Source organism: Martinezella lusitana (genome assembly GCF_900094565.1).
Taxonomy (GTDB): Bacteria; Pseudomonadota; Alphaproteobacteria; order Rhizobiales; family Rhizobiaceae; genus Rhizobium; species Rhizobium lusitanum.
The window spans coordinates 37,316-63,320 of record NZ_FMAF01000032.1; the positions used below are offsets into that span (position 1 = coordinate 37,316).

A 26,005-nucleotide genomic window follows, 5' to 3' on the forward strand; every position below is an offset into this window, starting at 1 on the left:
TATTGATTTCAGAAATTGCCGCTCAATCACATCACCAAATAAAATCAATGAGTTGTGATTTGGCACGCCACTTGCTTCGTTACCGTTGAGTTGGTGGCTAGGGTTCCGGCGCTCCATTGGGAGCGTGACTGGTCCGAGAGCTGCCACCGGTCGGGAGAGAAATCCCACCGGATGCACGGCGGGACAAAAGCCCGGGAGACCTCGTAAGCCAAGGGATTGGCGGCGCGATGGTCTTTGCCGATCCCTTTTGACGAAAAGCAAAAGGGGAATTTCTATGCAGACTTTTTCAAAGATCCTTTCCGTAACCGCTCTTTCGGTATCGCTGGCTCTCGGGCTCGGCTCCGCCGCCAGCGCAGCACCCAAGACCAGCTTCAAGGTCGCCTGGTCGATCTATGTCGGCTGGATGCCCTGGGGCTATGCCGCCGACCACGGCATCGTCAAGAAATGGGCCGACAAATACGGCATCAGCATCGACGTCACCCAGTTCAACGACTATGTCGAATCGATGAACCAGTACACGGCAGGCGCCTTCGATGCCGTGACGCTCACCAACATGGACGGCCTGTCGATCCCAGCGGCGGGCGGCGTCGACACGACTGCCGTCATCGTGGGCGACTTCTCCAACGGCAATGATGCCGTGATCCTCAAGGACAAGACAAGCCTTGCCGATATCAAGGGCCAGAACATCAATCTCGTCCAATATTCGGTCTCCCACTACCTGCTCGCCCGCGCGCTCGACAGCATCAAGCTGACCGAACGCGACGTGAAGGTGGTCAACACCTCGGACGCCGACATGGTCGCGGCCTACAAGACACCTGATGTCTCCGCCGTCGTGACCTGGAACCCCTTGGTCTCGACCATTCTTGAGGACCCCACCGCCAAGAAGGTGTTCGACAGTTCGCAGGTGCCGGGCGAGATCATCGACCTGATGGTCGCCAACAGCAACGTACTCAAGGACAACCCGAATTTCGGCAAGGCACTGGCCGGCATCTGGTATGAAACGGCGGCGCTGATGAAGGCCGACACGGCGGAAGGCAAGGCTGCCCGCGAGGCGATGGGCGCGGCCTCGGGCACGGATATCAAGGGCTTCGAGGCCCAGCTTGCAGCCACCAAGCTCTTCGACAAGCCCTCAGACGCCGTCGCCTTCACCGCATCGCCGAGCCTGCCGAAGACGATGGATCTCGTGCGCAACTTCCTGTTCCAGAAGGGCCTGCTCGGCAATGGCGCTGCTTCCGCCGATGTCATCGGCATCGAAATGCCCGATGGCAAGGTTCTCGGCGACAGCAAGAATGTCAAGTTGCGCTTCACCGAGAGCTACATGAAGCCAGCCGCCGACGCCTCGCTCTGAGCGAAAGATCCATCGGCGGCGCGATAGCGCCGCCCCGTTCCTTCATTCGCGGAGCATTGTTCATGCGTTGGATCAACACCAGGCCGAGCCCGGGCGCGCAGCTTGCCTTGACGCTGCTGCCCTTTGCGCTGCTGATCGTCGCCTATGCCATCGGTTCGGCCGCGCGGCTTGCCGAAAACGCCAACGACAAGCTGCTGCCCAATCTTGCCGGCTTTGCCGATGCGATCAACCGCATGGCCTTCATCGCCGACCCGCGCACGGGAGATTATCTGCTATGGTCCGATACGGGGGCGAGCCTCGTGCGGCTGCTATCCGGTCTCGGCATATCCACAGCGATCGCGCTTTGCTTGGGCATGCTCATCGGCATGTTGCCCTATCTCAGAGCCCTGCTCTCGCCTTTTGTCGCCGTCATCTCGATGGTGCCACCCTTGGCGCTTCTGCCGATCCTCTTCATCGCCATGGGCCTGGGAGAGACATCGAAGATCGCGCTGATCGTCATCGGCGTCACCCCGACGATGATACGCGATCTGGCACTGAAGGCGCTGGAATTGCCGCGCGAGCAGATCGTCAAGGCCGAAACGCTCGGCGGCTCCTCCTGGCAGATCGCTCTTCGCGTCGTGCTGCCGCAGATCCTGCCACGGCTGATCACCTGCCTAAAATTGCAGCTCGGCCCGGCCTGGTTGTTTCTGATCGCGGCTGAAGCGATCTCGTCGGATGCCGGCCTCGGCTACCGCATCTTCCTCGTTCGCCGATACCTGTCGATGGACGTGATCTTTCCCTATGTCGTCTGGATCACGCTGCTCGCCGTGCTCATGAACTATCTCCTCGATCGCATCCGCATTGCCGTCTTCCCGTGGTCGGAGCTGGAGAAGCAGGCATGAGCGCGCTCAGGATCGAAAAGGTCTGGAAGGAATATGGCGACCAGATCGTCCTTGAGGACGTGTCGCTGACCGTGGATTCGCGCGCCTTCGTCGCGCTGGTCGGCCCCTCCGGTTGCGGCAAGTCGACCTTTCTGCGCATGTTGCTGGGGCAGGAGCAGCCAACCAGGGGCAATATCCTTCTCGACGGCGTGGCGTTGCCGTCAGAGCCAGGTGCGGATCGCGGCGTGGTCTTTCAGCGCTATTCGGTCTTCCCGCATCTGACAGTGCTCGGCAATGTGCTGCTCGGAAAGGAACTCACCGCCGCCCGCTATAAGGCAAGGCTCCTTGGTGCAGCGCGCCGGAGCGCCCTCGATGAAGCTCGTCAGCTGATCGCCGAGGTTGGCTTGGCTGGCGCGGAGAACAAATATCCGGCCCAGCTTTCCGGCGGCATGCAGCAGCGCCTGGCACTTGCCCAGGCGCTCATCATGCGGCCGAAGGTCCTGTTGCTCGATGAGCCCTTCGGTGCGCTCGATCCCGGCATCCGCGCCGAAATCCATACGCTGATGAAGCGGCTGTGGCACGAGACGCAGATGACCGTCGTCATGGTGACCCATGACATGCGCGAAGCCTTCACGCTCGCCACCCGCGTCGTCGCCTTCGAGCGCCGCCGCGACCGGCCGGAAGAAAAGGAGCGCTACGGCGCGACCATCACCAAGGACATTTCCATCTGGCCGCCGCGCATCGCCGGCGCAGCCTCGATCTTCAGCCCCGACCGGGACGGCCCGGTCGCTTCCCCGGGGCACCGCCGGGACGACCTGGCACCACTGGGAGACATCTAGCCATGCAACACGTCAGACGTTCGCCGGAAGAAATCGCCGCCAATCGCGCACGCTATGAGGAACATCAAAGGAAAGGACTGGAGTTCGCGCCCAAGGCCTTGCCCGCGCCAAGCCCCCTTCCCGCCCCGCCTGTCGACGCAGTTCGCGTCATTCATCAGGAGGTCATACCGGGCGGCTGGTATTGGTCGACCCGCATCAAGCGCGGCGAGACGTTGCGCATCGCCCAGCAGCAGGGTTTCTCGACGGTAACGCTCGTCGCATGGAATGCGGCCGAAACAAGCGAGCGGCTGAACCTGCCCGACACCGTGAAAATGCAGTGGACCACCGCCCTTTCGAAAGGCCGGGTGATCTTCTCCGATATGGGCCGGGTGATGTTTTCCGTGATCGAGGATTCCTCCGGCGCTCATGATTGCCTTATGGGCGGCTCCACGGCCACGTCGAATCTCACGAAATATGGCGAGGGTACGCGCAACACCCGCGACAACCTCGTTTTGCTTGCGACCAAGGCCGGGCTTGAGCGGCGAGACATCCCGGCGGCGCTTTCGCTCTTTGCCCCCGTCCGCGTCGACCAGGACGGCAAGTTCCAATGGAGACCCGAGCTTCGTCATGAGGGCGACTACATCGAGCTTCGCGCCGAGATGGAAATCATCGTCGGCCTCTCCAATTGCCCGCATCCGCTCGACCCCAACCCCGACTACCGGCCCAATCCGGTAACGGTCACCCGCATCGCAGCAACCGAGCCACGCGCGGACGACATTTGCCGGACGGCAACCGCCGAAGCCGTGCGCGGCTTTGAAAACAACGCGCTGGCAGCGATCTGAGCGAGGAGCAATATCGTGACCCCATTCATCCAGACCGCATCCAGCCGCACCCTCGATAACGCCGCGCAGGATCACTTCATCCCGGCCGAAGCGCCCTTCTCAACCGTGATCCGCAAGGGCCAGACGCTGCGCATCGAGGATAGCTACGGCCAGCAGGCGATCGACACGCTATTCTACAACGCTGAAGACCACTCCGAGCGCTATTCCAGCCAGGACACGATGCGCGAGCAGGGTGCCGCCTATATCACCACAGGCACCCGGATCGTCTCCAATGAGGGGCGAGTGATGCTGACCATGAGCGCCGACAGTTGCGGGCGCCATGACACCTCGGCCGGCGCCTGCTCCTGCGAGAGCAACACGGTGCGCTTCGGCCATGGCACGAAGTATCTCCATGCCTGCCGCGACAATTTCGTTCTGGAGGTCTCCAAGCACGGCATGAGCAAGCGCGACGTCGTGCCCAACATCAATTTCTTCATGAACGTGCCGATCGAACCATCCGGCGAGATGACGATCGTCGACGGTATTTCCGCGCCTGGTGACTATGTCGAGCTGAAGGCCGAGATGGACGTGCTGCTCGTCATCTCCAACTGCCCGCAGATCAACAATCCCTGCAACGGTTTCGATCCGACGCCGATCCGGGTTCTCGTCTGGGACGGTGAGGCCTGAGATGTTCAAAAAGATATTGATCGCCAACCGAGGCGAAATCGCCGTCCGGATCATCCGGACATTGAAACGCATGGGCATCGCCTCCGTCGTCGTCTATTCCGACGCCGACCGGTTTTCCAAGGCATCGCTGATGGCCGACGAGGCCGTAAGGCTCGGTGCGGCAACCGCCTCCGAGAGCTATCTTAATGTCGATGCCGTCATCGCCGCCTGCAAAGCGACTGGCGCCGAGGCCGTCCATCCTGGCTACGGTTTCCTGTCGGAAAACATCGGTTTTGCCGAGCGGCTGGCCGCGGAGGGCATCGTCTTCATCGGCCCAACGCCGGAAAACATTGCCGCCTTCGGCCTGAAGCACACGGCGCGCGAGCTGGCGCGTGCCAGCGGCGTACCCCTGCTTCCGGGCAGCGGTCTTGTCGACACGAGCGAGGCGGCGCTAGCGGCCGCCGCGGAGATTGGCTACTCGGTCATGCTGAAATCGACAGCAGGCGGCGGCGGCATCGGCATGCAGCTCTGCGAGGATGCCGATAGTCTGAAGGCGGCTTTCGAAAGCGTGCAGCGCACGGCCAAGGCAAGTTTCGGCGACGCGCGCGTCTATCTCGAACGCTTCGTTTCCAAGGCCCGTCACGTCGAGGTGCAGATCTTCGGCGATGGCGAGGGACGGGTGATCGCGCTCGGCGAGCGCGACTGCTCGCTGCAGCGCCGGAACCAGAAGGTGATCGAGGAAACCCCCGCCCCCGGTCTTTCGCCCGCGGTGCGAGAGCGTCTGCACGCCGCGGCCGTGGCGCTGGGCACCTCCGCGCGCTACCAATCCGCCGGGACGGTGGAATTCATCTACGATCCGCTGCGCGAGGAATTCTACTTCCTCGAGGTCAATACCCGCCTGCAGGTCGAGCATCCGATCACGGAAGCCGTATACGGCGTCGATCTCGTCGAATGGATGATTCGCCAGGCGGCCGGCGAGGATGTGATCACCGGCAACGACCATCTGACTCCAAGCGGCGCTGCGATCGAGGCTCGCATCTATGCCGAGATGCCGCATGCCGGCTTCCGGCCCAGTGCCGGTCTGCTGACGGAAGTCGCCTTCCCGGCGAGTGCGCGCGTGGATGCCTGGATCGAGACCGGCACGGAAGTTACGCCCTTCTATGACCCAATGCTCGCCAAGGTGATCGTCACGGCCGAAGACCGACCTGCCGCGATCGAGAAGTTGAAGCACGCGCTTGCGGAAAGCGCCATCGCCGGCATTGAGACCAATCTCGACTATCTCAAGGCGATTGCGGGATCGGATCTGCTCTCAAGCGGCGATGTGGCGACGACTGCGCTCAAGGATTTCGCCTTCGTGCCCGACATCATAGAAGTTGTTGCGCCGGGCGCGCAGTCGAGCATACAGGAGCTACCCGGCCGGCTCGGCCTCTGGCATGTCGGCGTGCCGCCGAGCGGCCCGATGGACGAGCGCTCGTTCCGCCATGCCAATCGGCTCGTCGGCAACGCCGATGAGACGGCGGCGCTGGAACTCACCGTATCCGGCCCGATACTCAAGATCTTCTCGGACATCACCATTGCTCTCGCAGGCGCGCGCATGCCGATGAGCCTCGACGGCCTCCCTCTGCCGCATGACGAAGCCGTCACCATCAAGGCGGGACAAACGCTTGTGATCGGCGCGATAGAGGGTGCCGGCCAGCGCTCCTATCTCGCGGTTGCGGGCGGCTTAGCAGCCCCTGTCACCCTCGGTTCGAGAGCGACCTTCGGCCTCGGGAAATTCGGCGGCCACGCCATTGGCACGCTCCAGACCGGCCATGTGCTGCGGCTGGCCCGCGCACCGCAACTGCCCGCCAAAGCAGCTGAGGCACCGGCGCCGCTGACCCGCAACTGGCAGGTCGGCGTTCTCTATGGCCCACATGGCGCGCCGGACTTCTTTCTGGAAGACGACATCGAGACGCTGTTCTCGACCGAATACGAGGTGCATTTCAACAGCGCCCGCACCGGCGTGCGTCTGATCGGCCCAGCACCCAAATGGGCGCGCAGCGACGGTGGCGAAGCCGGCCTTCACCCCTCCAATCTCCATGATAATGCCTATGCTGTGGGAGCCATCGACTTTACCGGCGACATGCCGATCATTCTCGGACCCGATGGCCCGAGCCTCGGTGGCTTCGTCTGCCCTGCCGTCATCGCCCGCGACGAGCAATGGAAAATGGGTCAGTTCAAGCCCGGCGATAAAATCCGGTTTCATCCGACCGAGCGTGCGCAAGATCCTGTCGCCGGTCCCATGGTGCGGCGCATTGGTGATGAAGCTGGATCGGCGATCGTCGGCCAGAACGAGCATGGACCGGTTCCCGTCGTCTATCGCCGCCAAGGCGACGACAATCTGCTGGTCGAATATGGCGCGATGACCCTCGATATCGCGCTGCGCCTGCGGATACACCTGCTGATGCAGGCGATCATCGAGGTCCGTTTACCTGGGATCATCGACCTGACACCCGGCATCCGATCGCTGCAGATCCATTATGACGGCACCACGCTCACGCGAACGCGCCTGCTGGGCCTGCTTGCCGAGATCGAGGCGGCCCTCCCGGCAGCGCAGGAGGTCAAAGTCCCGAGCCGCATCGTGCATCTGCCGCTCTCCTGGAACGATCCGGATGCCGAACTCGCCATGCGCAAATATCAAGAACTTGTGCGGCCAAACGCGCCCTGGTGCCCATCGAATATCGAGTTCATCCGCCGGATCAACGGCTTGCCCGACGAGCAGGCCGTGCGCGACATCGTCTTCGATGCCAGCTATCTGGTGCTCGGCCTCGGCGACGTCTATCTCGGCGCACCGGTCGCGACCCCAATCGACCCGCGCCATCGGCTGGTGACGACGAAGTACAATCCGGCCCGCACCTGGACGCCGGAGAATGCCGTCGGCATAGGCGGCGCCTATATGTGCATCTATGGCATGGAGGGCCCGGGTGGCTATCAGCTTTTCGGCCGCACCATCCAGGTCTGGAACAGCTGGCGGCAGACACCGGTCTTTGCCCGAGGCAAGCCGTGGTTGCTGAACTTCTTCGACCAGATCCGCTTCTTTCCCGTCAGCCATGAGGAACTGGCGGAGGCACGTGCCGCCTTCCCGCATGGAGGCTATCCCGTCAAGATCGAGGAGACGGAATTTTCCTACGGTGCCTATGAAGCAGGCCTTGCCCGCGACGCAGCCACCATCGGCGCTTTTAAATCCAGGCAGCAGGCCGCCTTCGAAGCGGAACGCCAGCGCTGGAAGGAACTCGGCCTCGACAGTTTCACCGTCGACGAGGGAGCCGGCCCCGGATTGGGCGGCGACATACCTGAAGGCTGTTTCGGCATCGAAAGTGCCGTACCCGGCAACGTCTGGAAAATACTCGTCGAAGAGGGTCAGCCGGTTGCCGCCGGCGATACATTGGCCATCATCGAATCCATGAAAATGGAAATCAACGTCACCGCACATGCCGCCGGGCGCGTCCGCGATCTGCGCGCCGGCCCGGGGCACAACGTCAAAGCCGGCGATGTGCTCGTCATTCTGGAGGAAATCTGATGCTTCCCACCATTCTCGATCTCGCTTCGCTGAAAGCGGCCTATGCGGCAGGCCTGTCACCGCTCGACCTGGTGGAGGAGATCATCGCCAGACGGAAAGCGTCGGACGATCCGGCGATCTTCATCACCATGACGCCGGATGACGATCTGCGCGCGGCAGCCTGCGAGCTGTTGGCAAGAGTGCCCGAGCCGAACAGCCTGCCGCTCTGGGGCGTTCCCTTCGCGGTCAAGGACAACATCGACGTCGCAGGTCTGCCGACAACAGCCGCCTGCCCGGCCTTTGCCTATCATCCTGAAGAGGATGCGACCACGGTCGCCCGGCTGAAGGCCGCCGGCGCCATCGTCATCGGCAAGACCAATCTCGACCAATTCGCGACCGGCCTTAACGGCACGCGTTCGCCCTATGGCGCACCGCGTTCCGTATTCGACCGCAACTACGTTTCCGGCGGCTCCAGTTCCGGTTCGGCCGTCGCCGTCGCGGCTGGACTGGCGAGCTTTTCCCTTGGCACCGATACGGCAGGCTCGGGCCGCGTCCCCGCCGCCTTCAACAATCTCGTCGGCATCAAGCCGACGCCGGGACTGGTGCCCAATGTCGGCGTGGTGCCCGCCTGCCGCAGCGTCGATGTCGTCACCGTCTTTGCGGCGACAGTGGGAGACGGCACTACCGTGCGCAGGATCATGGAAGGCTATGACGCTCGCGATCCGTTCTCGCGGCGGGCCGCGCCGGCAAACCTGCCATCATCACGCCCGCGCATCGGCGTGCTCGACGGCGTGGAGCGCGAATTCTATGGCAACAAGGATGTCGAAGCTCTCTATGACGCCGCCATCGAGCGGGCTAAATCGCTGGGTGCAGAGATCGTACCCTTCGACTATGCGCCTTTCCGGCAAGCGGCCGAATTGCTCTACAACGGCCCCTGGGTCGCCGAGCGGCTGGCGGCGGTGAAGGATTTTCTGGAGACGAATGCCGGTGATTTCGATCCGACTGTGCGGACCATCATCGAAGGGGCAAAGGCCTATGACGCGGTCGCTGCCTTCGAAGGCCGGTACCGGTTGGAAGCCTTGCGACAGAAGACGAAGGTGGAATGGGAGAAGGTGGACTTCCTGATGCTGCCGACCTCGCCCACCACCTACACCGTCGAGGAGATGCGGGCCGATCCGATCGTCAAGAATGGCCACTTCGGTCGCTATACCAACTTCGCCAATCTGCTCGACTGCGCGGCGATCGCCATACCTGCCGGCTTTGACGCCAAGGACCATCTGCCCGCGGGCGTGATGCTCGTCGGCCCCGCCTTCACCGACGAAGCATTGGCGCCCTTCGCCGACGCCATGCATCGCGTCCTGAACGCTGGAATGGGCAAGGACCGCACGGCCGCGCTGCCCGCTGCAAGCCGCGTAGCCCCAGCTGCCGAAGACCTCGTTCCAATCGTGGTCGTCGGCGCGCATCTGACCGGCATGCCGCTCAACCATGAACTGACCCGGCCGGGCGGATGTAAGTTGAAAACCTGCCGGACGGATGGCAGCTACCGGCTCTTTGCGCTCCCCGGCACCGTCCCGCCAAAGCCGGGACTGGTGCGCGATCCGGGTTTTGCCGGCAAGGGTGTGGAAGTTGAGGTCTGGGCTCTGCCGCCTGCGGCATTCGCCCGGTTCGTCCAGAATATTCCGGCACCGCTGGGCGTCGGCAAGATCACGCTCGACGACGGAAGTTCCATCTCGGGGTTTCTCTGCGAGGTCCATGCCGTGGCCGACGCCCGAGATATCACCGAATTCGGCGGCTGGCGCGGCTATGTAAGCGCCGCTGACCCGGCATCTTGAGGAGGCAAGTCAAATGCCGGAATTGCTGATGAAGGCGTTGCGAACCATCCTCGAAGGTTTGATAGCGAGAACCGGTGCTATCGGTGGCAGCCGTCCTGACAGGCACGACCTCCAATCACAAAAAACTCGTGTTAGCGACTCCTGACTGATCTCGGCCACCGTGGATGACGAGTCGTCCACGGTGGCATCTACGATGCCATCAACGAGCGGATGCTCCGATCAGCCGATTGCAGCAGTTCGAAAGCGGCATAGCGACGTTCGTGCAGCACCTTGATGGCGCCGTGCGCCGGCGAGAACAATTTCGCCAGCCGTGACATGGCCGCCATCGCTTCCGCGAGCGAGCCATAATGTCCACCGGCCGTAGCGCCCAGCATGGCCGCCCCGAGAAGAACAGGCTCTTCAGTGTCGGCAACAGCGACAGGTGTGTTGGCTGTATCGGCCAGAAGCTGTCGCACAAGGCCGCTCTGGGCGGCACCGCCGCTCGCGACGATGAGATTGCACGCGATGCCATCCAGAGACAGCTTTTCGAGCAGCTGCCGCAGGCCGTAGCCGATGCCGCAAAGGCCGGCGACATAAAGCGCGACCAGATCGTCGATGCCGGTCTCCAGCGCCAGACCCGAGATGACGGCACGGGCGTCAGGATCAGCGAAGGGTGAGCGGTTGCCGAGGAATTCCGGCACCACCTGTATGGATTTGGCGAGCACGACCGCGTCAGACGCATTCTTGCAGGCTTCGCCTGCCTGACGATCGAGCCAGGCGACCAGCGAGAGGCCCTCCGCCTCGGCCCTCGCCCGCGCTTCGTCGGCTGCGGGATGCATGGTGACGAGATGGTCGATGGCGGCTCCAGCCGCCGACTGCCCGCCTTCCGTCAACCACAGGCCCGGCACCATAGCCGAATAATAGGGGCCCCAGACACCATCGACGAAAACCGCCGCCTCGCTTGAGGCCATCGAGCAGGCTGATGTGCCGAAGATGTAGGCGAGCCTGTTGCTGATATCGGCATTCCCCTTGGCGTCTTGGCCACCTAAGGTGCCGACGCCGCCGGCATGAGCGTCGATCAGGGATGCGCCGACGGGCGTGCCGGCTGCAAGGCCCAGATCACGGGCCGCAGCTTCGCTCAGACCGTTCCCCAGGGGAGTGCCGGGCTCGACGATGTCAGTGCCTATTCTGGCAAAATCCTCGTCAGCCAGTTCTCCGACGCCGATATCCCTGAAATATTGGGCGTCCCAGCGCTTTTCATGCGCGAGATAGGTCCATTTGCAGGTGACCGTGCAGATTGATCTCGTCAGTGAGCCCGTCGCGCGCCAGGTCAGATAATCGGCAAGATCGAAAAAATGATCGGCTGCTGCGAAAGATTGCGGCAGGTTTCGCTTGAGCCAGAGGAGCTTGGGGGTCTCCATCTCGGGCGAGATGCGGCCGCCGACATAGCGCAGCACGGCATGATTGCCGGCATTGATTTCCTCAGCTTCGCGGGCGGCGCGATGATCCATCCAGACGATGATATTGCGAGCGGGATCGCCGGACGGACCGACGGCCACCGGCGCGCCATCCGCCCTGACCGCGACAAGTGAGCAAGTCGCGTCGAAGCCGATGCCGGCAACATCGGTTGCCACTATGCCAGCAGTCGCGACAGCTTCCCTGACGCTGTCGCAAACGGCCTTCCAGATCTGCTCGCTCGACTGCTCGACGATGCTGCCGGCCTCGTGCCAGATGGTGATCTGGCGTTTGGCCGAGGCGAGCAGATGTCCCCGCGCGTCGAAGACGCCGGCGCGGGCGCTGCCGGTTCCGACGTCGATGCCGATGAAATAAGGTGCCGTCATCAGAGATCCGTACTTAAAGGCAGGATCACCAGATCCCGAATGACAATGTTACGTGGCCTCGATAGCATGAAGAGGACGGCTTCCGCCACTTCGGTCGCTTCCATAAGGCCGCCGGCGGCGATCGTCTCGTCCAGCTTCGCCTTCGGCCAATCGCTAATCAGCGCGGTCACCACGGGCCCTGGCGCGACTGCGCCGACACGGATGCCATGCTTGGCGACCTGGCGGCGTACGGTATGGACGAATGCCTGAACCGCATGTTTCGAGGCCGTATAGATCGGCTCCCAGACCACCGGCACCAGGCCGGCAATAGAACTGGTCATGATGATGTCGCCGGTCTTCCGCTCGACCATATGCGGCAGCACCATCCGGACGGAACGGAAGGCCGCGTTGATATTGAGATCCAGCATCCGATCCCAGGCATCGGGATCACCATCCACGACCTCGCCGCCAATATAGGCGCCGGCATTGGCGTGGAAGATGTCGAGTTTGCCGAATTTCTCCAGAATCTGCGGCATCATGGTGGCCACACTTGCAGGGTTCAGAAGGTCGATGACCACGGGATGGGCATTCGGTCCCAGGTCGGCGCAGAGGCTTTTCAGAGTATCCTCGGCTCTGTCGATGAGGGCGACGCTGGCGCCCTCGTTCAAAAGCGATTTGGCGCATTCCAGCCCGATCCCGGAGGCGGCCCCGGTGATGGCGGCGATTTTACCGGCAAAATCCTGTCTCATATCAATCCTTACTTTGTGATGAAATCAGCCACGACCATGCGAGGCGCGAGACCGGCGAGCCAGAGAGTCGACGATGACAGCGATGGCAAGGACTGCGCCGGTGATCATGTAGCGAAGCGCCGACGACAGATCGAGCATCGTAAGACCGCTCGCGATCGACTGGATGACGATGATGCCCAGTAGCGCCGAATAGGCGTTGCCACGGCCGCCGAAGAGGCTGGTGCCGCCAATGACGGCTGCGGCGATCGCATTCAGGTTAACGTCTCCGGTGCCGGCCTGCTGGCTGGCCGAGGCCAGACGCGCCGCGGCCAGCACACCGCCGAGGGCTGCAAACATGGCGCAGAGCACGAAGGCGCTCGTATAGATCATCCGCACGTTGATGCCGGCACGCCGCGCAGCCTCCCGGTTGCCGCCGACCGCTGACATCGACCGGCCCCATTGCGTGCGCGTCAGCGCGTAGTCCATCAAGATGACCAGCACCACGAACAAGGCGAACATCCAGGGAATGCCGCGATCCCGATTGAGGTAGAAGGCGACGAATTCAAGAGCCACGGTGATGGCGACGGCTTTGGCAACGAGGCCGCCGGCGGAAGGAGCCGACAAGTTCGCCTGCTTGCGGCGACGAACTACGGCGAAGCCGGAAAACAGCATCACCACGCCGGGGATGAGCGCAAACAGATAGGCGAGCGGACGCGGAATGACCAGGAGTTGGCCAAAGTTCACGATCGCCGAACCATAGGGCAGATTGATGGAGCCGGTGGCGCCGAGCAAATAGAGCTGCATGCCGAGTACGGCGAGCAATCCCGCCAGCGTCGAAACGAAGCTTGGCATGCCCAAACGGTTGAAGAGCAAAGCGTAGATCGTGCCGATCACACCACCGAAGACAAGCGCGGCGAGGATGGCGAGTACCACCGGCCAGCCTTCATTGACCCAGAGCATGCCGACCATGGCCGAGGCGAAGCCGCTGATCGATCCCACCGAAAGATCGATCTCGCCGACCATCAGCACACAGACGATGCCGAGCGAGATGATGCCGACCGTCGACGCGTCGAACAGCAGATTGGCGAGATTGTTGCTGGAGAGGAATGTCGGGTTGAGCGCGCCGAATACCGTCCAGATGATGACGAGGCCGACGACGACTGGCAGGGAGCCGAGATCTCCTGACCGTACCTTGTCGATGGACGAACGGATCGTGGCGGCGATGCCTGTTTCATGGCTGACGCGAACGTCGCTTCGGTCGAGCAACACGGCCGGCTGCTTCATGTCCTGGTTCATAGCTGGCCCCCTTCTCTTTGTTCCTGTTGGGCCTGACGCCGCCCGGCGCGCCGCGACACGGCATTTTCAGTTGCGCCGGTGATGGCGCTGACAAGTTCCTGGTTCGAGGTGTCGGGATAGAAGATGCCGTTGTTGCGGCCGAGGCGCAGCACGACGATACGGTCGGCCACGGCGCGCACGTCCTCCATGTTGTGGCTGATCATGAGCACGCCGAGCCCCTTGTCGCGGACGCGTTCGATCAGGTTCAGCACCTCCGCTGTTTGCGCCACGCCGAGCGCGGCTGTGGGCTCGTCCAGCATGATGAGCTTCGGCTCGAGCAACAGCGAGCGGGCGATGGCCACCGTCTGCCGTTGGCCGCCGGAAAGCGAGGCGATGGGAATGCGCACGCTCGGGATGCGCGCAGCAAGCTCATTGAGGAGTGTCCAGGCACGCACCTCCATCGCGGTCTCGTCGAGCTTCAGCGGGCTGAGCTCCCGGCCGAGGAAGATGTTCGCCACGACATCGAGGTTCTCGCACAGCGCCAGATCCTGAAAGACCGTGGCGATGCCGAGATCGAGGGCTGTGGCGGGATCGCTGAGCGTGACCGGCTTGCCTGCGAATGTGATCGTGCCGGCGCTCGGCTGGTGAACGCCGGCAAGGATTTTCACGAGCGTCGATTTGCCCGCGCCGTTATCGCCGACAAGCGCCACGACCTCGCCGGCATGTACATCGAGGTTAATGTCAGTCAGTGCCGAGACGGCGCCGAAATGTTTGGAGACACCTTGCAGGCTGAGCACCAGCTCGCCTGTCGGGGCTCTTTGACCGGAAGCGTCAATCATGTTTCGCCACTCTCTCGGTTTGCAGTGATGGTCGGTTCATTTCCGGCCGCCGAAGCGGCCGGAGCATATCGATGCGCTATAGTCAGCTGCCGATACCGAGCTTCTTGCAGCCATCCGCGTAGCGATCGGTGCAGAGCTGGTCGGGCGTCTGGATCGGCTTGCCGTTGACGGCCTTGTCGATAATTTCAGCCTTGAGATTGTCGGCCGTAACCAATACCGGCGTGAAGAGCTTCGTCGGCGTGTCGAAGAGTTTCGTGTCCGCCTTCGGCGTTTCGCCTGAGAGCAATTCTATCGCGACATTGGCAGCAGCCGCGGCGACGATCTCGCTCGGCTTGGAGATCGTGTTGTACTGATCGCCGGAAATGATGAGCTGCAGGCCGGCGATGGTGGCGTCATTGCCCGTGACCGGCGGCACCGGATCGAAGCCTGCTGCCTTGAAGGCCGCCACCGCAGCGCCGCCCGTGCCATCATTGGCCGCGACCACGCCGAGGATCTTCTTGCCAAAGCGGGTGATCTGGCCACTTGCCCATTGCTGTGCCTTCGGCGGCGCCCATTCCGGCGTGTCGAATTCGGCGAGCACGGGATAGCCGCCCTCGGCAAGACCGGCATGGATGCCCTTCTTGATGAGGCCGGCCGCCGCATCGGTCGGCGAACCGTTGATCTCGAGCAGGCCGCCGTCACCGGCCTTGACGTTCTTGGCCTTCAGGTGATCGACGAGCGATTTCGCGATCATCTTGCCGATCTCTTCGTTGTTGAAGGACACATAGTAATCGGCAGGGGTCGACGGGATCGGGCGGTCATAGGCGACGACGCGAACGCCCTGGCTCTGGGCCATCTTGACCAGCGAGGCAGCGGCGGTGGAGTCGACCGGGTCGAGCACGATTGCCTTGGCACCCTGCGAAATCGCCGAGTTGAATTGCTGCTGCTGGCGCGAAGCATCGCCATTGGCATTCTGGTAGATGACCTTGCAGCCGGCGCAGAGCTTCTTCATCTCCGCCTGGAAACCGGGAAAGTCATGCTCTTCGTAACGCGTCGAACTCTGGTCTGGCATCAGAAAGGCGACGGTTGCGTCGGTCACCTTGGCGGATTGCGCGAATGCGGACGTGCCGCTCAGAAGACCAACCGTGAGCGCGGCTGCGCCAGCGATTTTCAGTGCGAGATGGTTCATTGGAAATTCTCCGTTCCAAATGGTAATGGTTTCCCTCGATCATCGCGGCCCTAAGCACGCGATGCTCTTGTTCGACGTCCCCTGGCGACGGTCGTCCGACCGTGGCAGCGGCTATTTTTCGGACAAACGATCTCCTTCGGGCGACAGAGGTGCCCGTTCGCTTGGCCTGAATTGTTGTCTCTCCTCCCTGTCCTCCCCTTGGTTAGGCGGCCTCCACCGCACGAGCATGCTGTGCCAACAGTGATCTGAACCGTGAGGGCGCCATGCCCTTCTGATCCAGAAAACGGCGATTGAAATTCGAGATATTGTTGAAGCCGGCGGCAAAGCAGATGTCGGTGATCGACATATCCGCCTTGCTCATCAGCAGGTGACAGGCGAAGTTGACCCGCAGTCGGTTGACATATTGCACCAGCGCCATGCCGGTGTGGCGGCGAAAGCTGCGCGAAAAAGCGCTCGGGCTCTGGCCCGTCAACTCGGCGAGGTCACATTCGCTGAATGGCTCGGTCAGATGCGCATTGATATAGGACAGCGCCTGATTGACGCCCGCAGACATGAAGCCAGACGGATCCGGCTGGTAACCGGCGCTGGCAAGCGAGCGCGTATCCGAGGCACTGCTCATGGCGTCGAGAATGTTCATGAAAAGCTCGATACGGCGGATGCCGGTCGCCTCAACCAACTCACCAAGGATTGGGCCGACGATTGCGGCGGTCTCGGGCGTGAAGAGCGCACCACGGCGACTCGTTTCCAATATGCCTGCGCAAGCGGACAGTTCCGGGAAGACCCTGCTCGCATCGGCAAAGAAGGATTCGGAAAATTGCAGGACGCGGCAGCGCAGAGGAAGGGTGACGCCGACCGGGACGTCGCTCACCCAATTATGCGGTAGGTTCGGCCCCGTCAGCACCAGATTGCCCGGCTCGAACTCGCCGATGAAATCGCCGACAAAGTATTGCCCGGTGGTCGCCACGACATGATGGATTTCATACTCGGGGTGAAAATGCCAGCGAACCGTGCGGTACGGATAGCCATGCTCCCAGGCCTTGAAGGACTCGCCGCTGCCGATCGCAACAACTTCCAAATCGGGGTTCATCAGCCAGCCTCCTTTCGCCCGCCCGTGCTCAATCCGGTTGCGGGGCCTCCTCCCAGAGGCCATCACGTGTGGTAAATCTACGCCTCGTATTCGCCCCCCGCTACTACGCCCTGAACGCTCGGCCGATACTTTTTTGACATGAATGGCCCCTTCGTTGGCCAAATGTGCAGTGCAGTATGACAAACCGCAATGCGAGGGGCGTGGCGATATTATGAAGCGACTTCAATCCAGATCATCGCGGATGCATGCCTTGAATTGTCCCGGCACGACTTCGCGCAACTCGGGCACTGTTGCTGCACATGCATCAAGAGCATGCGGACAACGCGTTCGGAAGACGCAGCCGCTGGGCGGGTTTGCCGGGCTGGGAATGTCGCCCTTCAGGATCTGGCGGTCGCGCCGGGCATCCGGATCGGGGGACGGAATGGCTGATAGGAGCGCGCGCGTATAGGGATGGCTGGGGCGGGCATAGAGATCGGCGCCCGCGGCGATCTCCATGATCCGCCCGAGATAGAGTACGATGACCCGATCGCAGACATATTCGACGACGGCGAGATCATGCGAGATGAACAGCATGGTCAGGCCGAGCCGCTGCTGCAGGCCGCGCAACAGATTGATCACCTGGGCCTGGATAGAGACATCCAGCGCCGAGACGGGTTCGTCGGCCACGAGAAACTCCGGTCCGAGCGCAAGCGCGCGTGCGATGCCGATCCTCTGTCGCTGGCCGCCGGAAAACTCATGCGCATAGCGATTGATCGCCTCTGCCGGCAGATCCACCTGCTCGAGCGCTGCCCGCGCCCTGTCGAGCCGATCCAGGCGATGGCCGATACGCTGTATCTTCAGGCCTTCGGTCAGGATCTCGCCGATCGTCATGCGTGGCGACAGGCTGGCGAAGGGATCCTGGAAGATATACTGCATGCGTGGCCGCATGCGTCGCAACGCTCCCGCACGAAGACCGGTGATCTCGGTGCCATCGAAACGGACACTGCCGGCGGTGGGCTCGACGAGCCTGAGGACGGAGCGCCCTATCGTCGTCTTGCCGCTACCAGATTCACCCACGAGCCCCACGACCTCCCCCTTGCCGATATCGAAGGAGATATCGCGAAGGACGGCAAGCTTTGCGCCTCGGGAGACATAGTCCTTGGCAAGGCGGCGCACGGAGAGAAGCGGTTCGGTCATCTAGATCTCCCGCCAGCGGATACAGCGGCTCGCATGCCCGGCACCAACGGTCTCCAGAGCCGGCACTGCTTCGGCGCAGGCGGCAATGGCGTGAGAACAGCGCGGTGCGAAGGCGCAGCCTGCAGGCATCCTGGTCAGTCCCGGCACGATACCCGGAATGGCGGCCAGCTGTTCGCCGGCTTGCCGCATCCGCGTTGCCTCGCCGAGGCGCGGCATGGAGGCAAGCAGCCCCTGCGTATAAGGATGCCTTGGATCGCGAAACACTGTTCCGACCGGTCCTTCCTCGACAATCCGGCCGGCATACATGACGGCGACGCGATGGGCGATTTCGGCCACCACACCGAGATTGTGGGTGACGAAAAGGATCGCCATGCCGCGCTCCCGTTGCAGCCGCTGCATGAGTTCGAGGATCTGCGCCTGGATCGTGACGTCGAGAGCCGTTGTCGGCTCGTCTGCGATCAGCAGCACCGGGTCGCAGGCGAGCGCCATGGCGATGGTCGCCCGCTGCCGCATGCCGCCGGAAAGCTCATGCGGATACTGCCGCACCCGCCGCTCCGCATCGGGGATGCCGACGCTCTCCAACAGCGCGACAGCCTTGCGCATCGCCGTCCTGCGGTCAGCCTTGCGATAGATGCGGATCGGTTCGGCGATCTGGTCGCCGATGGTCAGCACCGGGTTGAGGCTCGACATCGGCTCCTGAAACACCATGCCGATATCATCGCCGCGTATCGCGCCCATATGCCTGTCGTCCAGGGTGGCGAGATCGCTGACGACGCCTTGCTTGTTCCGCAACCTGATACTTCCGGCGGCAATGACGCCGACATTGCGCGTCAGCAGCCGCATGACTGAAAGACTGGTGACCGACTTGCCGGAACCGGATTCCCCGACCAGCGCCAGGGTCTCTCCAGCGCCAATGGTCAGGTCGACATCCCGCACCGCCGTCAACTCGCCGCCGCGGGTACGGAAGACGGTCCTCAGCCCCTTGATGTCGAGAACGGGTTCGGCGGCCGGCGTCATCATATCTGGAGCAGCCCCGTTTCCCGCAGGATCCCATCGATCCTGGCCGCCTCTTCCGCATTGAGCGGTGCGCGCGGACGCGGCATGATGGCGGTATCGATGATGCCGAGGCTTTTCATCGCTGCCTTGAAAGCGCCGATGCCGGACGCGCCGCCGCTGACGCGGCCCTGCGCCACCCAGACAATCTCGAACAGGCGGCAAAGCCGCTCCTGTTCGCGCCGCGCCGCGACCCAATCGCCTCGCTGTGCCGCATCCCAGAGGCGGACGTAGCCATGCGGATCGACATTGGCGATACCGGGAACCACACCATGCGCTCCCATCAGCAAGGCATTGTCGACGACGATCTCGGAGCCGGTCATCAGGAAGACGTCCTTGTGATCGGCGAGATCGAGGAGCGCGTAGCGGAAGTTGCCGTCGTCGCCGCTGGAATCCTTCAGCCCGATGATGGTGCCTTCCTTGGCAAGGGTCACCACCGTCTGGCGCAGCAGCTTCACATGCACGCAGACGGGAATGTCATAGGCGACAAGCGGCACGTCGACGGCATCGCGGATATAGCGGAAATGGTCGAGGATCTCGGATTGGCTGGTGACCGTGTAAAACGGCGCCGTCACGACGACGGCATCCGCCCCGGCAGCCCTGGCGATCTGCGAATGGGCGATCACGCGGTCGGTGGTCGCGTCGATAGTGCCGACCAGCAACGGAACGCGGCCATTCACGACCTTGGCCGAATGTTCGATGATCTCCCGCCGTGTCTTCTCGTCATGGAAGACGACTTCGCTCGTCGAGCCCAGCACGAAGACGCCATGGCAACCGGCCTCGATCAGATGCTCCAGAACCCGCGTATAGGATTTGTAATCCACCGTGAAATCATCATTCAGCGGCGTTACGACGGGGGGCACCACACCCTTGAATTTGCTCATTGTCTCTTTCTTTCCTGGTTCAATGAAGCTCGGCGCGCGGATCGAAGGCATCCCTCAATCCATCACCGATGAAATTGATGGCAAGGACGGCAAGAATCAGCGCGGCGCCGGGAAACAGCCATTGCCAGGGATATTGTTCGAGGACGGCGGTGGAGCGGGCGGCATTCAGCATGTTGCCCCAGCTTGCTGCCGGCGGGGCAATGCCAAGCCCGAGAAAGGAGAGCCCCGCCTCCAGCAGGATCGCATTGGCAACCTGGGTCGTCGCGTAAACCACGAGAATATCGATACAGTTCGGCATGCCATGGCGCAGCAGAAGGTGCGGCAGCCCGGCGCCCATGCCGCGCGCGGCCGTCACGAAATCGCGTTCGCGCAATTCGAGCAGCCTTGAGCGCACCATGCGCGCAAGCAGCGGCCAGGACAGCAGCGATATGACCGTGATCGTCGGCAGGATGCCGGTGCCGGTGATGGAGGCGAGCACCAGCAGGAAGATCACCGGCGGCAGGGTCATGACCAGATCGACGAAGCGCATGCTGAGCGCATCGGCCCAACGACCGGCAAAGGCCGAAATGGAACCGAACAGGAAGCCGATCAGCGCCGAAATCAAAGTGGAACCCGCAGCCACCATCAGCGAAATACGACCGCCTTCGAGGACTCTCGCAAAGACATCGCGTCCGACACCATCGGTTCCGAACCAATGCGTCGCATTGGGTGCGGAATTCATCGCCAGAAGGTCGATGTCGTTCGGCTGGAACCGCCACCACAGCGGATAAGACAGAATGAACACCAGCATCGGCGCGGCGATGCAGACGCCAAACAGCGCCGCTCCGTTCAGCCGGAAGCGGTCGAATGCGCGGGCCAGAGGGCCGTGACTTGGTCGTTCGGTTCGCGCCAGCATCGCTCATCCCACCTTGATGCGCGGATCGACCACCGCATAGGCGATGTCGGTCAGCAGATTGACGACGATGACACAGGCGCCGATGACCAGCGTTGCTCCCATGATCACAGGGTAATCACGGGTCGTGACCGCATCGACGAGCAGCAGGCCCATGCCGGGCCAGTTGAAGACGCTCTCGATGAAGATCGCCCCGCCGATGGCAAGCCCAATGGTCGAGCCGATGACAGTGACAACAGGCAGCAAAGCGTTGCGCAGAGCGTGCTTGACGATAACCCAGAACTCGATCACGCCCTTGGCGCGCGCCGTGCGCACATAATCCTGGTTGAGCACTTCCAGCAGCGAGGCGCGCATGTAGCGCATGATCAAAGCCGCCTGGGCGACCGCCAGAAGTGCCGACGGCAGGATGAGATGCCGGAGCAGGTCGGCAAGAGAGAAATCCACGCCCGGCGTCGACATGCCCCCGGATGGCAGCCAGCCGAGACGCACGGCAAAGATATAGAGGCCGAGAAGCGCGCTCAGGAAGGCCGGGCTCGATATGCCAGCCAGCGCCAGGACGGAGAGCGAAACGTCGGTTACGGAATTGCGCCTGACGGCGCCGATGACGCCAGCGGCAATGCCGGCGACGATCGCCATGATAAGGGCGGAGCCCATCAGCAGGAGAGTCGGCCCTATGCGCGACAGCACCAGCGTCAGCACCGGCTGATCCAGCCGCTTGATCGAATAGCCGAAATTGCCGTGCAAGGCCTGCTGCAGCCACCCGATATATTGCACCGGCAAGGGCTGATCCAACCCAAGTCTATCGCGCAGATCGGCCATGGCAGCCGGAGACAGCGGCGTGCTCGGGTCGATATAGGCATCGATGGGATCGCCTGGTGTCAGCCGCAGCAGCACGAAGACCAGCATGCTCAGTGCAATGAGCATGCCGATACCGATCGCCAGACGCTTGAGACAGTAACGAAGCATATCGAATCCGCGCTTGAAAGGAGCCAGCCGCAGCCCGCGACCGGCCGAAAGCCTATTCGGAGAGTTTCCACGCTTCCGGATGGGCCACATACGGACCACCGCCGGGCGCGGGCGTCCAGATGAAGTCCTTTACCTTCGATGAAACGACACCATAGCGGTTCGCCACCCACATGGTCGCCCAGGGCAGATCCTTGTTCATGACCTTGCAGACATCCTGATAGCGCTGGTGGCGCTTGGCGACGTCCGTCTCGGCAATGGCGGCGTCGAGTGCCTTGGTCAGATCCGGCATGCGGGCGCGCACGACATTGGCGCCCGCCGGCGGGATCTGTTTTTCGTTGAGCCCGGTATTGATGTTGCTCGGGTCGGGGCCATTCTGCAAACCCGCATAGACAAGCTGGAACTGTGATGCATCAGCGTCAGGCTTGAGCACCAGACCGTTATAGGTCGGCGCATCGACCGCGCGCGGCACGACGTTGATCCCGACCTGCGCGAGCATCGCCTGCACCGCCGCCAGCACGTTTGTGGCAAGCGGGGTGTTGTAATAGGTCAGCAACGTAACCGGCTTGTCGCCGTTGATCTTGTCCCACCCGGCCTCATCCAACAGCTGCTTGGCTTTGGCAGGATCGTAGGGATAGGCCTCGATACCTTCCGGGACCAGCTGACCCGCCACATAGGCGCAATTGGCCGGCTTTGCCGCGCCGCCATAGAGGCTCTTGATGATCGCATCGCGGTTGAGGGCATACATGACGGCCTGGCGGACACGGAGATCCTTCCACAGCGGCGAGTCCTGGTTGAAGCCCAGATAGTTGACGACGAAGGAAGCTCCCTCGATCACCCGAAAGGATTTATCGTCCTTGAAGGTCGGCACATCGTTGGAATCGATGTAGGTGAACTGGATTTCGCCGGCGCGCAGCGCCGAGATCGCCGAAGCAGGATTGGCGAAATAGCGATTGATCAAACGATCGAGGACGGGCTTGCCGCCGCGATAGTCCGGATTTGCGGTCAGCTCGACATATTGATCCTGTACATATTTGACGAATTTGAACGGACCTGTCCCAATCGGCGAGGTCGACCACCAGGTGCTTTTCGCAAGCTGATCAGCGGGTACGGCCGCAAGCGCATGCTCCGGCAGCACCATTATCTTCGTCAGCGTGTCCAGGAGACTGGCGGAGGGAGCGGAAAGCTTGACGACCAAGGCATGATCGTCAGGCGTCTCGATCGCGGATAAAACCTTCAGGCGAGCTGCGAAGATCGAACCCGTCTTGGCATTGGCAGCAAGCTCGATGGTGAATTTGGCGTCCTTGGCCGTGAAGGCCTTACCGTCGTGCCATTTGGCATCCGCAAGCTTGAACGTATAGGTGAGCTGATCCGGGCTTACCTCATAGGAAGAGGCAAGCACGCCGACGATCTTCTCCAGCTTTTCGTCATAGCTGATCAGCGGCTCGAAATAGATGCTGAGCCAGGTTAAGCCGGCGGTCGCAGCCAGCGGATTGAAATTGCCTTGAAAGCCGCCGGGGCCAACATCGAATCCACCAGACAATGTCGCGGCAGTTGCGGGCGCGGCCACACCACCTAAGACCGGCACGCCGGTGATCGACATCATCGCTCCCAGCGCGATTGCCGGCAGACAAAAAAGCTCCCTCATCATAATCCTCCTCCCTAGTTTTGGGTCGCTAACCCTTCTTGTTGTTGGCTATCACCTTCGAAATCCCCTCATAGTGGCGGTCGAGGCGCATGCGCACCTCCTTCAAATTCTTCGCTTCGACGGCATCGACGATCGCCTCATGGTCCCTCCACGTGGCCATGGGATCGGCATTGTCGAGGTCGAAAAAATTGGATGCCTTGTAAAAAGCGAGCCAGAACACGTCGATCAGGCGGACGAAGGTCTCGTTGCCCTGGCAGCGAAACAGCAGCCGATGAAACAGCTGGTCGTCCTCGGCGAAGGGTTCGCCGCGCTCGGCATGAATGCGCATGCGGTCGACGGTGGCGCGCAGTTCGGCCAGATCCTCCGGCCCGATCATCTCAAGCGTCTTGCCGATGAGGCCGACTTCGAGTGTGCGGCGAATTTCCAGCACCTCCTCCATATGGCGCAGCGCATTGCCGAGCCCATAGGCGAGATTGTCCAGCAGCGGCCCAAAGGAAAACGCCCTGACGAAGATGCCGATGCCGCGGCGCGTCTCGAGCACACCCAGGGATTCTAGCGCCTTGATGCCCTCGCGCAGGGAATTGCGGCTGACGCCGAGCTGCGTCGCCAGTTCGCCTTCGGCCGGCAACGGCGTGCCCGGTTCCAGACCGTTGTCGGCGATATAGCTGCGCAGGCTTTCCTGCACCGAAACATGCAGCAACGGCGCGCGCATCAAAGGCTGAATGACTTTGCCGACCATGAAACGGGCCCCCGAGGTATCGGCATTGATCCTATGAACTTGTAGGATATCCGTCAAGCGGATGAGTGCATGCACGAAGAGGCCGGATGGCGGCTGCCTGAATTCGCCTCCAAAGCAAAAAGGCCGGGCTATTAACCCGGCATCTTCCGCACCATTCGTTTCAGGGGATTATCCGATGGTCTAAGAACGCAGCGAGTCGAAATGCTGCATCATGCGCTCCGCATCGGGGCGAATGCCTGTGAACAGTTCGAAAGCCTTGACCGCCTGGAACACCGCCATGCCGCCGCCATCGAGAACCCGGCATCCCTTCTGTCTGGCAAGTTTCACCAGTTCCGTTTCGATAGGGAAATAGACGATCTCCGCGACCCAGAAGCGATCCGAAACAAGATGGGCCTCGAGCGGCAGGCCAGGGTGGGCGCCCATGCCCGTCGGTGTCGCATGCACGAGACCATCCGCCCCATTCAAGGCTTCAGCGAGGTTGTGACCGACGGAGAAGGAACAGGTGGCATGAGCCGCCTGCAACTGATCGGCAAGCGCATGCGCGCGGGACGGGTCCAGATCGAAGATCTCGATCGAGCGCGCGCCCATTTGTGCCACCGCATGCGCGACGGCAACCCCGGCGCCGCCCGCTCCCAACTGCACGACACGATCAAGCGAGACATCGCCAAGCCCACGACGAAAGCTCTCCGCAAAGCCCCACCAATCCGTATTGTGCCCGATCCTGCGCCCACCACGAAAGACGATCGTATTGATCGACCGCAGCGCCTGGGCATCCGGCGACAGTTCATCGACCAGCGCGACGGCAGCCTGTTTGCAGGGATGCGTGATATTCAGGCCGGCGAAACCCGCTGCCTCCGCCTCATCGATCAGGGCCGGCAGATCCGACACGGAAAGACCCCGTGCCTCAAGATCGATCAGATCGTATTGATAGGAAAGGCCACAATGCTCGCCTTCGCGCATATGCATGGCCGGCGTCAGCGAGCGGCCGATGCCCGCGCCTATCAGGCCGACATGAAGTTGACGCGGAATGATGGCTGCTTGAGTGTTCAATCTATCCTCCCGAGCGGCGAGTCAAAGGAATATCTCGGTCCACAATCAAAATGTACGAACTAGTACGTAAAGTCAATGAACGCCACAGAAATCCTATTCCGGGGCAACGTCGGTCGATATCTTCCGACGGTTTAGATTCTCAAGTAATCTCTGAGGAAGGTGTCTTTAAGAAAGCCAAGATTGTATCGACTATCAATGCCTTGTGCCGATTCTTTAATTCATCGGAAGATAGGTCGCGTTCGAAGATCGCCCCGAAGGTATGGCGGTTCGACACGCGGAAAAAGCATTGTGCACTGATCATCATATGCAGATCGACCGGGTCCACCCGGCGCGAAAAGCTGCCGTCGGCATAGCCGCGCGCCAGGATTTCGGTGATGATGTCGATCACGGCGATATTCATCTGCGACAGCACGACCGAGCGTTTCATGTGCTCGGCACGATGAATGTTCTCGATACTGACGAGGCGCACGAAATCGGGATTCTGATCGTCGTGATCGAAGGTGCTTTCGATCAGTTGGGCCATGGCCTGAACGGGCGGCATGTTCTGCAGATCGAGTTCGCTCTCCAGCGTGCGGATCTTGGTGTACGCCTGCTCGAGAACGGCGAGATAGAGCCCTTCCTTGCTGCCGAAATAATAATAGATCATCCGCTTGGAGGTCTTGGTGCGCTCGGCGATCTCGTCAACGCGAGCGCCGGAAAAGCCTGCGGCGACAAACTCTTCCGTCGCGATCTTCAGAATATTTTCCTTGGTCGCGTCGGGATCGTTCTTTCGCGTAAGGCGCTCGATCTTGGCCGCTTGCGCTTTGGTCATGCCTTGCTCG

At 61.9% G+C, this 26,005-nt stretch carries 22 protein-coding genes and 1 riboswitch; of the genes, 7 read left to right on the forward strand and 15 right to left on the reverse strand.

The features are described 5' to 3' along the window. Positions 1-86 precede the first annotated feature (86 nt). A riboswitch (guanidine-I (ykkC/yxkD leader) is annotated at positions 87-200 on the forward strand. A gap of 74 nt (positions 201-274) precedes the next feature. The 7 genes from GA0061101_RS33155 (at position 275) to atzF (ending at position 9,883) form a co-directional block, all read left to right on the forward strand. Next, positions 275-1,348, forward strand: a complete 1,074-nt coding sequence (locus tag GA0061101_RS33155) for a putative urea ABC transporter substrate-binding protein (protein ID WP_092576688.1) — start codon at positions 275-277, stop codon at positions 1,346-1,348. 62 nt (positions 1,349-1,410) lie between these two features. Next, positions 1,411-2,229 (forward strand): ABC transporter permease, encoded by an 819-nt coding sequence (locus GA0061101_RS33160; protein WP_037197388.1) that lies wholly within the window; start codon positions 1,411-1,413, stop codon positions 2,227-2,229. Further along, positions 2,226-3,047 carry an ABC transporter ATP-binding protein gene (locus GA0061101_RS33165; RefSeq protein WP_037197386.1) on the forward strand — a complete coding sequence of 274 codons (822 nt, stop codon included), beginning with the start codon at positions 2,226-2,228 and terminating at the stop codon, positions 3,045-3,047. Before GA0061101_RS33160 ends, GA0061101_RS33165 begins: the two co-directional genes overlap by 4 nt. A gap of 2 nt (positions 3,048-3,049) precedes the next feature. After that, positions 3,050-3,868: an urea amidolyase associated protein UAAP1 gene (locus tag GA0061101_RS33170; protein ID WP_037197385.1), complete on the forward strand. Its 819-nt coding sequence runs from the start codon at positions 3,050-3,052 to the stop codon at positions 3,866-3,868. A 15-nt stretch (positions 3,869-3,883) separates the two neighbouring features. Next, a complete protein-coding gene (locus GA0061101_RS33175; RefSeq protein WP_037197384.1) occupies positions 3,884-4,534 on the forward strand; it encodes an urea amidolyase associated protein UAAP2 in 651 nt (216 codons plus the stop codon). A 1-nt stretch (position 4,535) separates the two neighbouring features. Further along, positions 4,536-8,072, forward strand: a complete 3,537-nt coding sequence (uca, locus tag GA0061101_RS33180) for an urea carboxylase (RefSeq protein WP_092576690.1) — start codon at positions 4,536-4,538, stop codon at positions 8,070-8,072. Beyond that, positions 8,072-9,883: an allophanate hydrolase gene (gene atzF / locus GA0061101_RS33185; RefSeq protein WP_037197382.1), complete on the forward strand. Its 1,812-nt coding sequence runs from the start codon at positions 8,072-8,074 to the stop codon at positions 9,881-9,883. The genes uca and atzF overlap by 1 nt, the downstream gene beginning before the upstream one ends. 188 nt (positions 9,884-10,071) lie before the next feature. On the opposite strand, the gene GA0061101_RS33190 is transcribed toward atzF, so the two are convergent. From GA0061101_RS33190 to GA0061101_RS33260, 15 genes are all read right to left on the reverse strand, one after another. After that, complete coding sequence (locus GA0061101_RS33190) at positions 10,072-11,703, reverse strand: FGGY-family carbohydrate kinase (RefSeq protein WP_037197381.1); 1,632 nt, start codon at positions 11,701-11,703, stop codon at positions 10,072-10,074. Next, positions 11,703-12,431 carry an SDR family oxidoreductase gene (locus GA0061101_RS33195; RefSeq protein WP_037197379.1) on the reverse strand — a complete coding sequence of 243 codons (729 nt, stop codon included), beginning with the start codon at positions 12,429-12,431 and terminating at the stop codon, positions 11,703-11,705. The genes GA0061101_RS33190 and GA0061101_RS33195 overlap by 1 nt, the downstream gene beginning before the upstream one ends. Positions 12,432-12,455: 24 nt before the next feature. Beyond that, positions 12,456-13,706 carry a sugar ABC transporter permease gene (locus GA0061101_RS33200; RefSeq protein WP_037197378.1) on the reverse strand — a complete coding sequence of 417 codons (1,251 nt, stop codon included), beginning with the start codon at positions 13,704-13,706 and terminating at the stop codon, positions 12,456-12,458. Beyond that, entirely contained in the window at positions 13,703-14,524 is an 822-nt protein-coding gene (locus GA0061101_RS33205; protein WP_037197377.1) for an ATP-binding cassette domain-containing protein, read from the reverse strand. Before GA0061101_RS33205 ends, GA0061101_RS33200 begins: the two co-directional genes overlap by 4 nt. Before the next feature lie 82 nt (positions 14,525-14,606). After that, positions 14,607-15,692 (reverse strand): ABC transporter substrate-binding protein, encoded by a 1,086-nt coding sequence (locus GA0061101_RS33210; RefSeq protein ID WP_037197376.1) that lies wholly within the window; start codon positions 15,690-15,692, stop codon positions 14,607-14,609. A 202-nt stretch (positions 15,693-15,894) separates the two neighbouring features. Further along, positions 15,895-16,779 (reverse strand): AraC family transcriptional regulator, encoded by an 885-nt coding sequence (locus tag GA0061101_RS33215; RefSeq protein WP_037197375.1) that lies wholly within the window; start codon positions 16,777-16,779, stop codon positions 15,895-15,897. Between the two features lie 222 nt (positions 16,780-17,001). Further along, entirely contained in the window at positions 17,002-17,955 is a 954-nt protein-coding gene (locus tag GA0061101_RS33220; protein WP_037197374.1) for an ABC transporter ATP-binding protein, read from the reverse strand. Then, a complete protein-coding gene (locus GA0061101_RS33225; protein ID WP_037197558.1) occupies positions 17,956-18,972 on the reverse strand; it encodes an ABC transporter ATP-binding protein in 1,017 nt (338 codons plus the stop codon). Beyond that, positions 18,972-19,892 (reverse strand): dihydrodipicolinate synthase family protein, encoded by a 921-nt coding sequence (locus GA0061101_RS33230; protein WP_037197373.1) that lies wholly within the window; start codon positions 19,890-19,892, stop codon positions 18,972-18,974. Before GA0061101_RS33230 ends, GA0061101_RS33225 begins: the two co-directional genes overlap by 1 nt. Before the next feature lie 19 nt (positions 19,893-19,911). After that, a complete protein-coding gene (locus GA0061101_RS33235; RefSeq protein ID WP_037197372.1) occupies positions 19,912-20,787 on the reverse strand; it encodes an ABC transporter permease in 876 nt (291 codons plus the stop codon). A 3-nt stretch (positions 20,788-20,790) separates the two neighbouring features. Beyond that, positions 20,791-21,750 carry an ABC transporter permease gene (locus GA0061101_RS33240; protein WP_037197556.1) on the reverse strand — a complete coding sequence of 320 codons (960 nt, stop codon included), beginning with the start codon at positions 21,748-21,750 and terminating at the stop codon, positions 20,791-20,793. Positions 21,751-21,802: 52 nt separating this feature from the next. Further along, on the reverse strand, positions 21,803-23,353 hold the full coding sequence (locus GA0061101_RS33245) for an ABC transporter substrate-binding protein (protein WP_245297623.1): 1,551 nt from the start codon (positions 23,351-23,353) through the stop codon (positions 21,803-21,805). Positions 23,354-23,423: 70 nt separating this feature from the next. After that, positions 23,424-24,134 carry a FadR/GntR family transcriptional regulator gene (locus GA0061101_RS33250; protein ID WP_037197553.1) on the reverse strand — a complete coding sequence of 237 codons (711 nt, stop codon included), beginning with the start codon at positions 24,132-24,134 and terminating at the stop codon, positions 23,424-23,426. A 180-nt stretch (positions 24,135-24,314) separates the two neighbouring features. After that, positions 24,315-25,184 carry a shikimate dehydrogenase gene (locus GA0061101_RS33255; protein WP_037197371.1) on the reverse strand — a complete coding sequence of 290 codons (870 nt, stop codon included), beginning with the start codon at positions 25,182-25,184 and terminating at the stop codon, positions 24,315-24,317. 139 nt (positions 25,185-25,323) lie between these two features. Continuing rightward, a complete protein-coding gene (locus tag GA0061101_RS33260) occupies positions 25,324-25,995 on the reverse strand; it encodes a TetR/AcrR family transcriptional regulator (RefSeq protein ID WP_092576693.1) in 672 nt (223 codons plus the stop codon). Positions 25,996-26,005 lie beyond the last annotated feature (10 nt).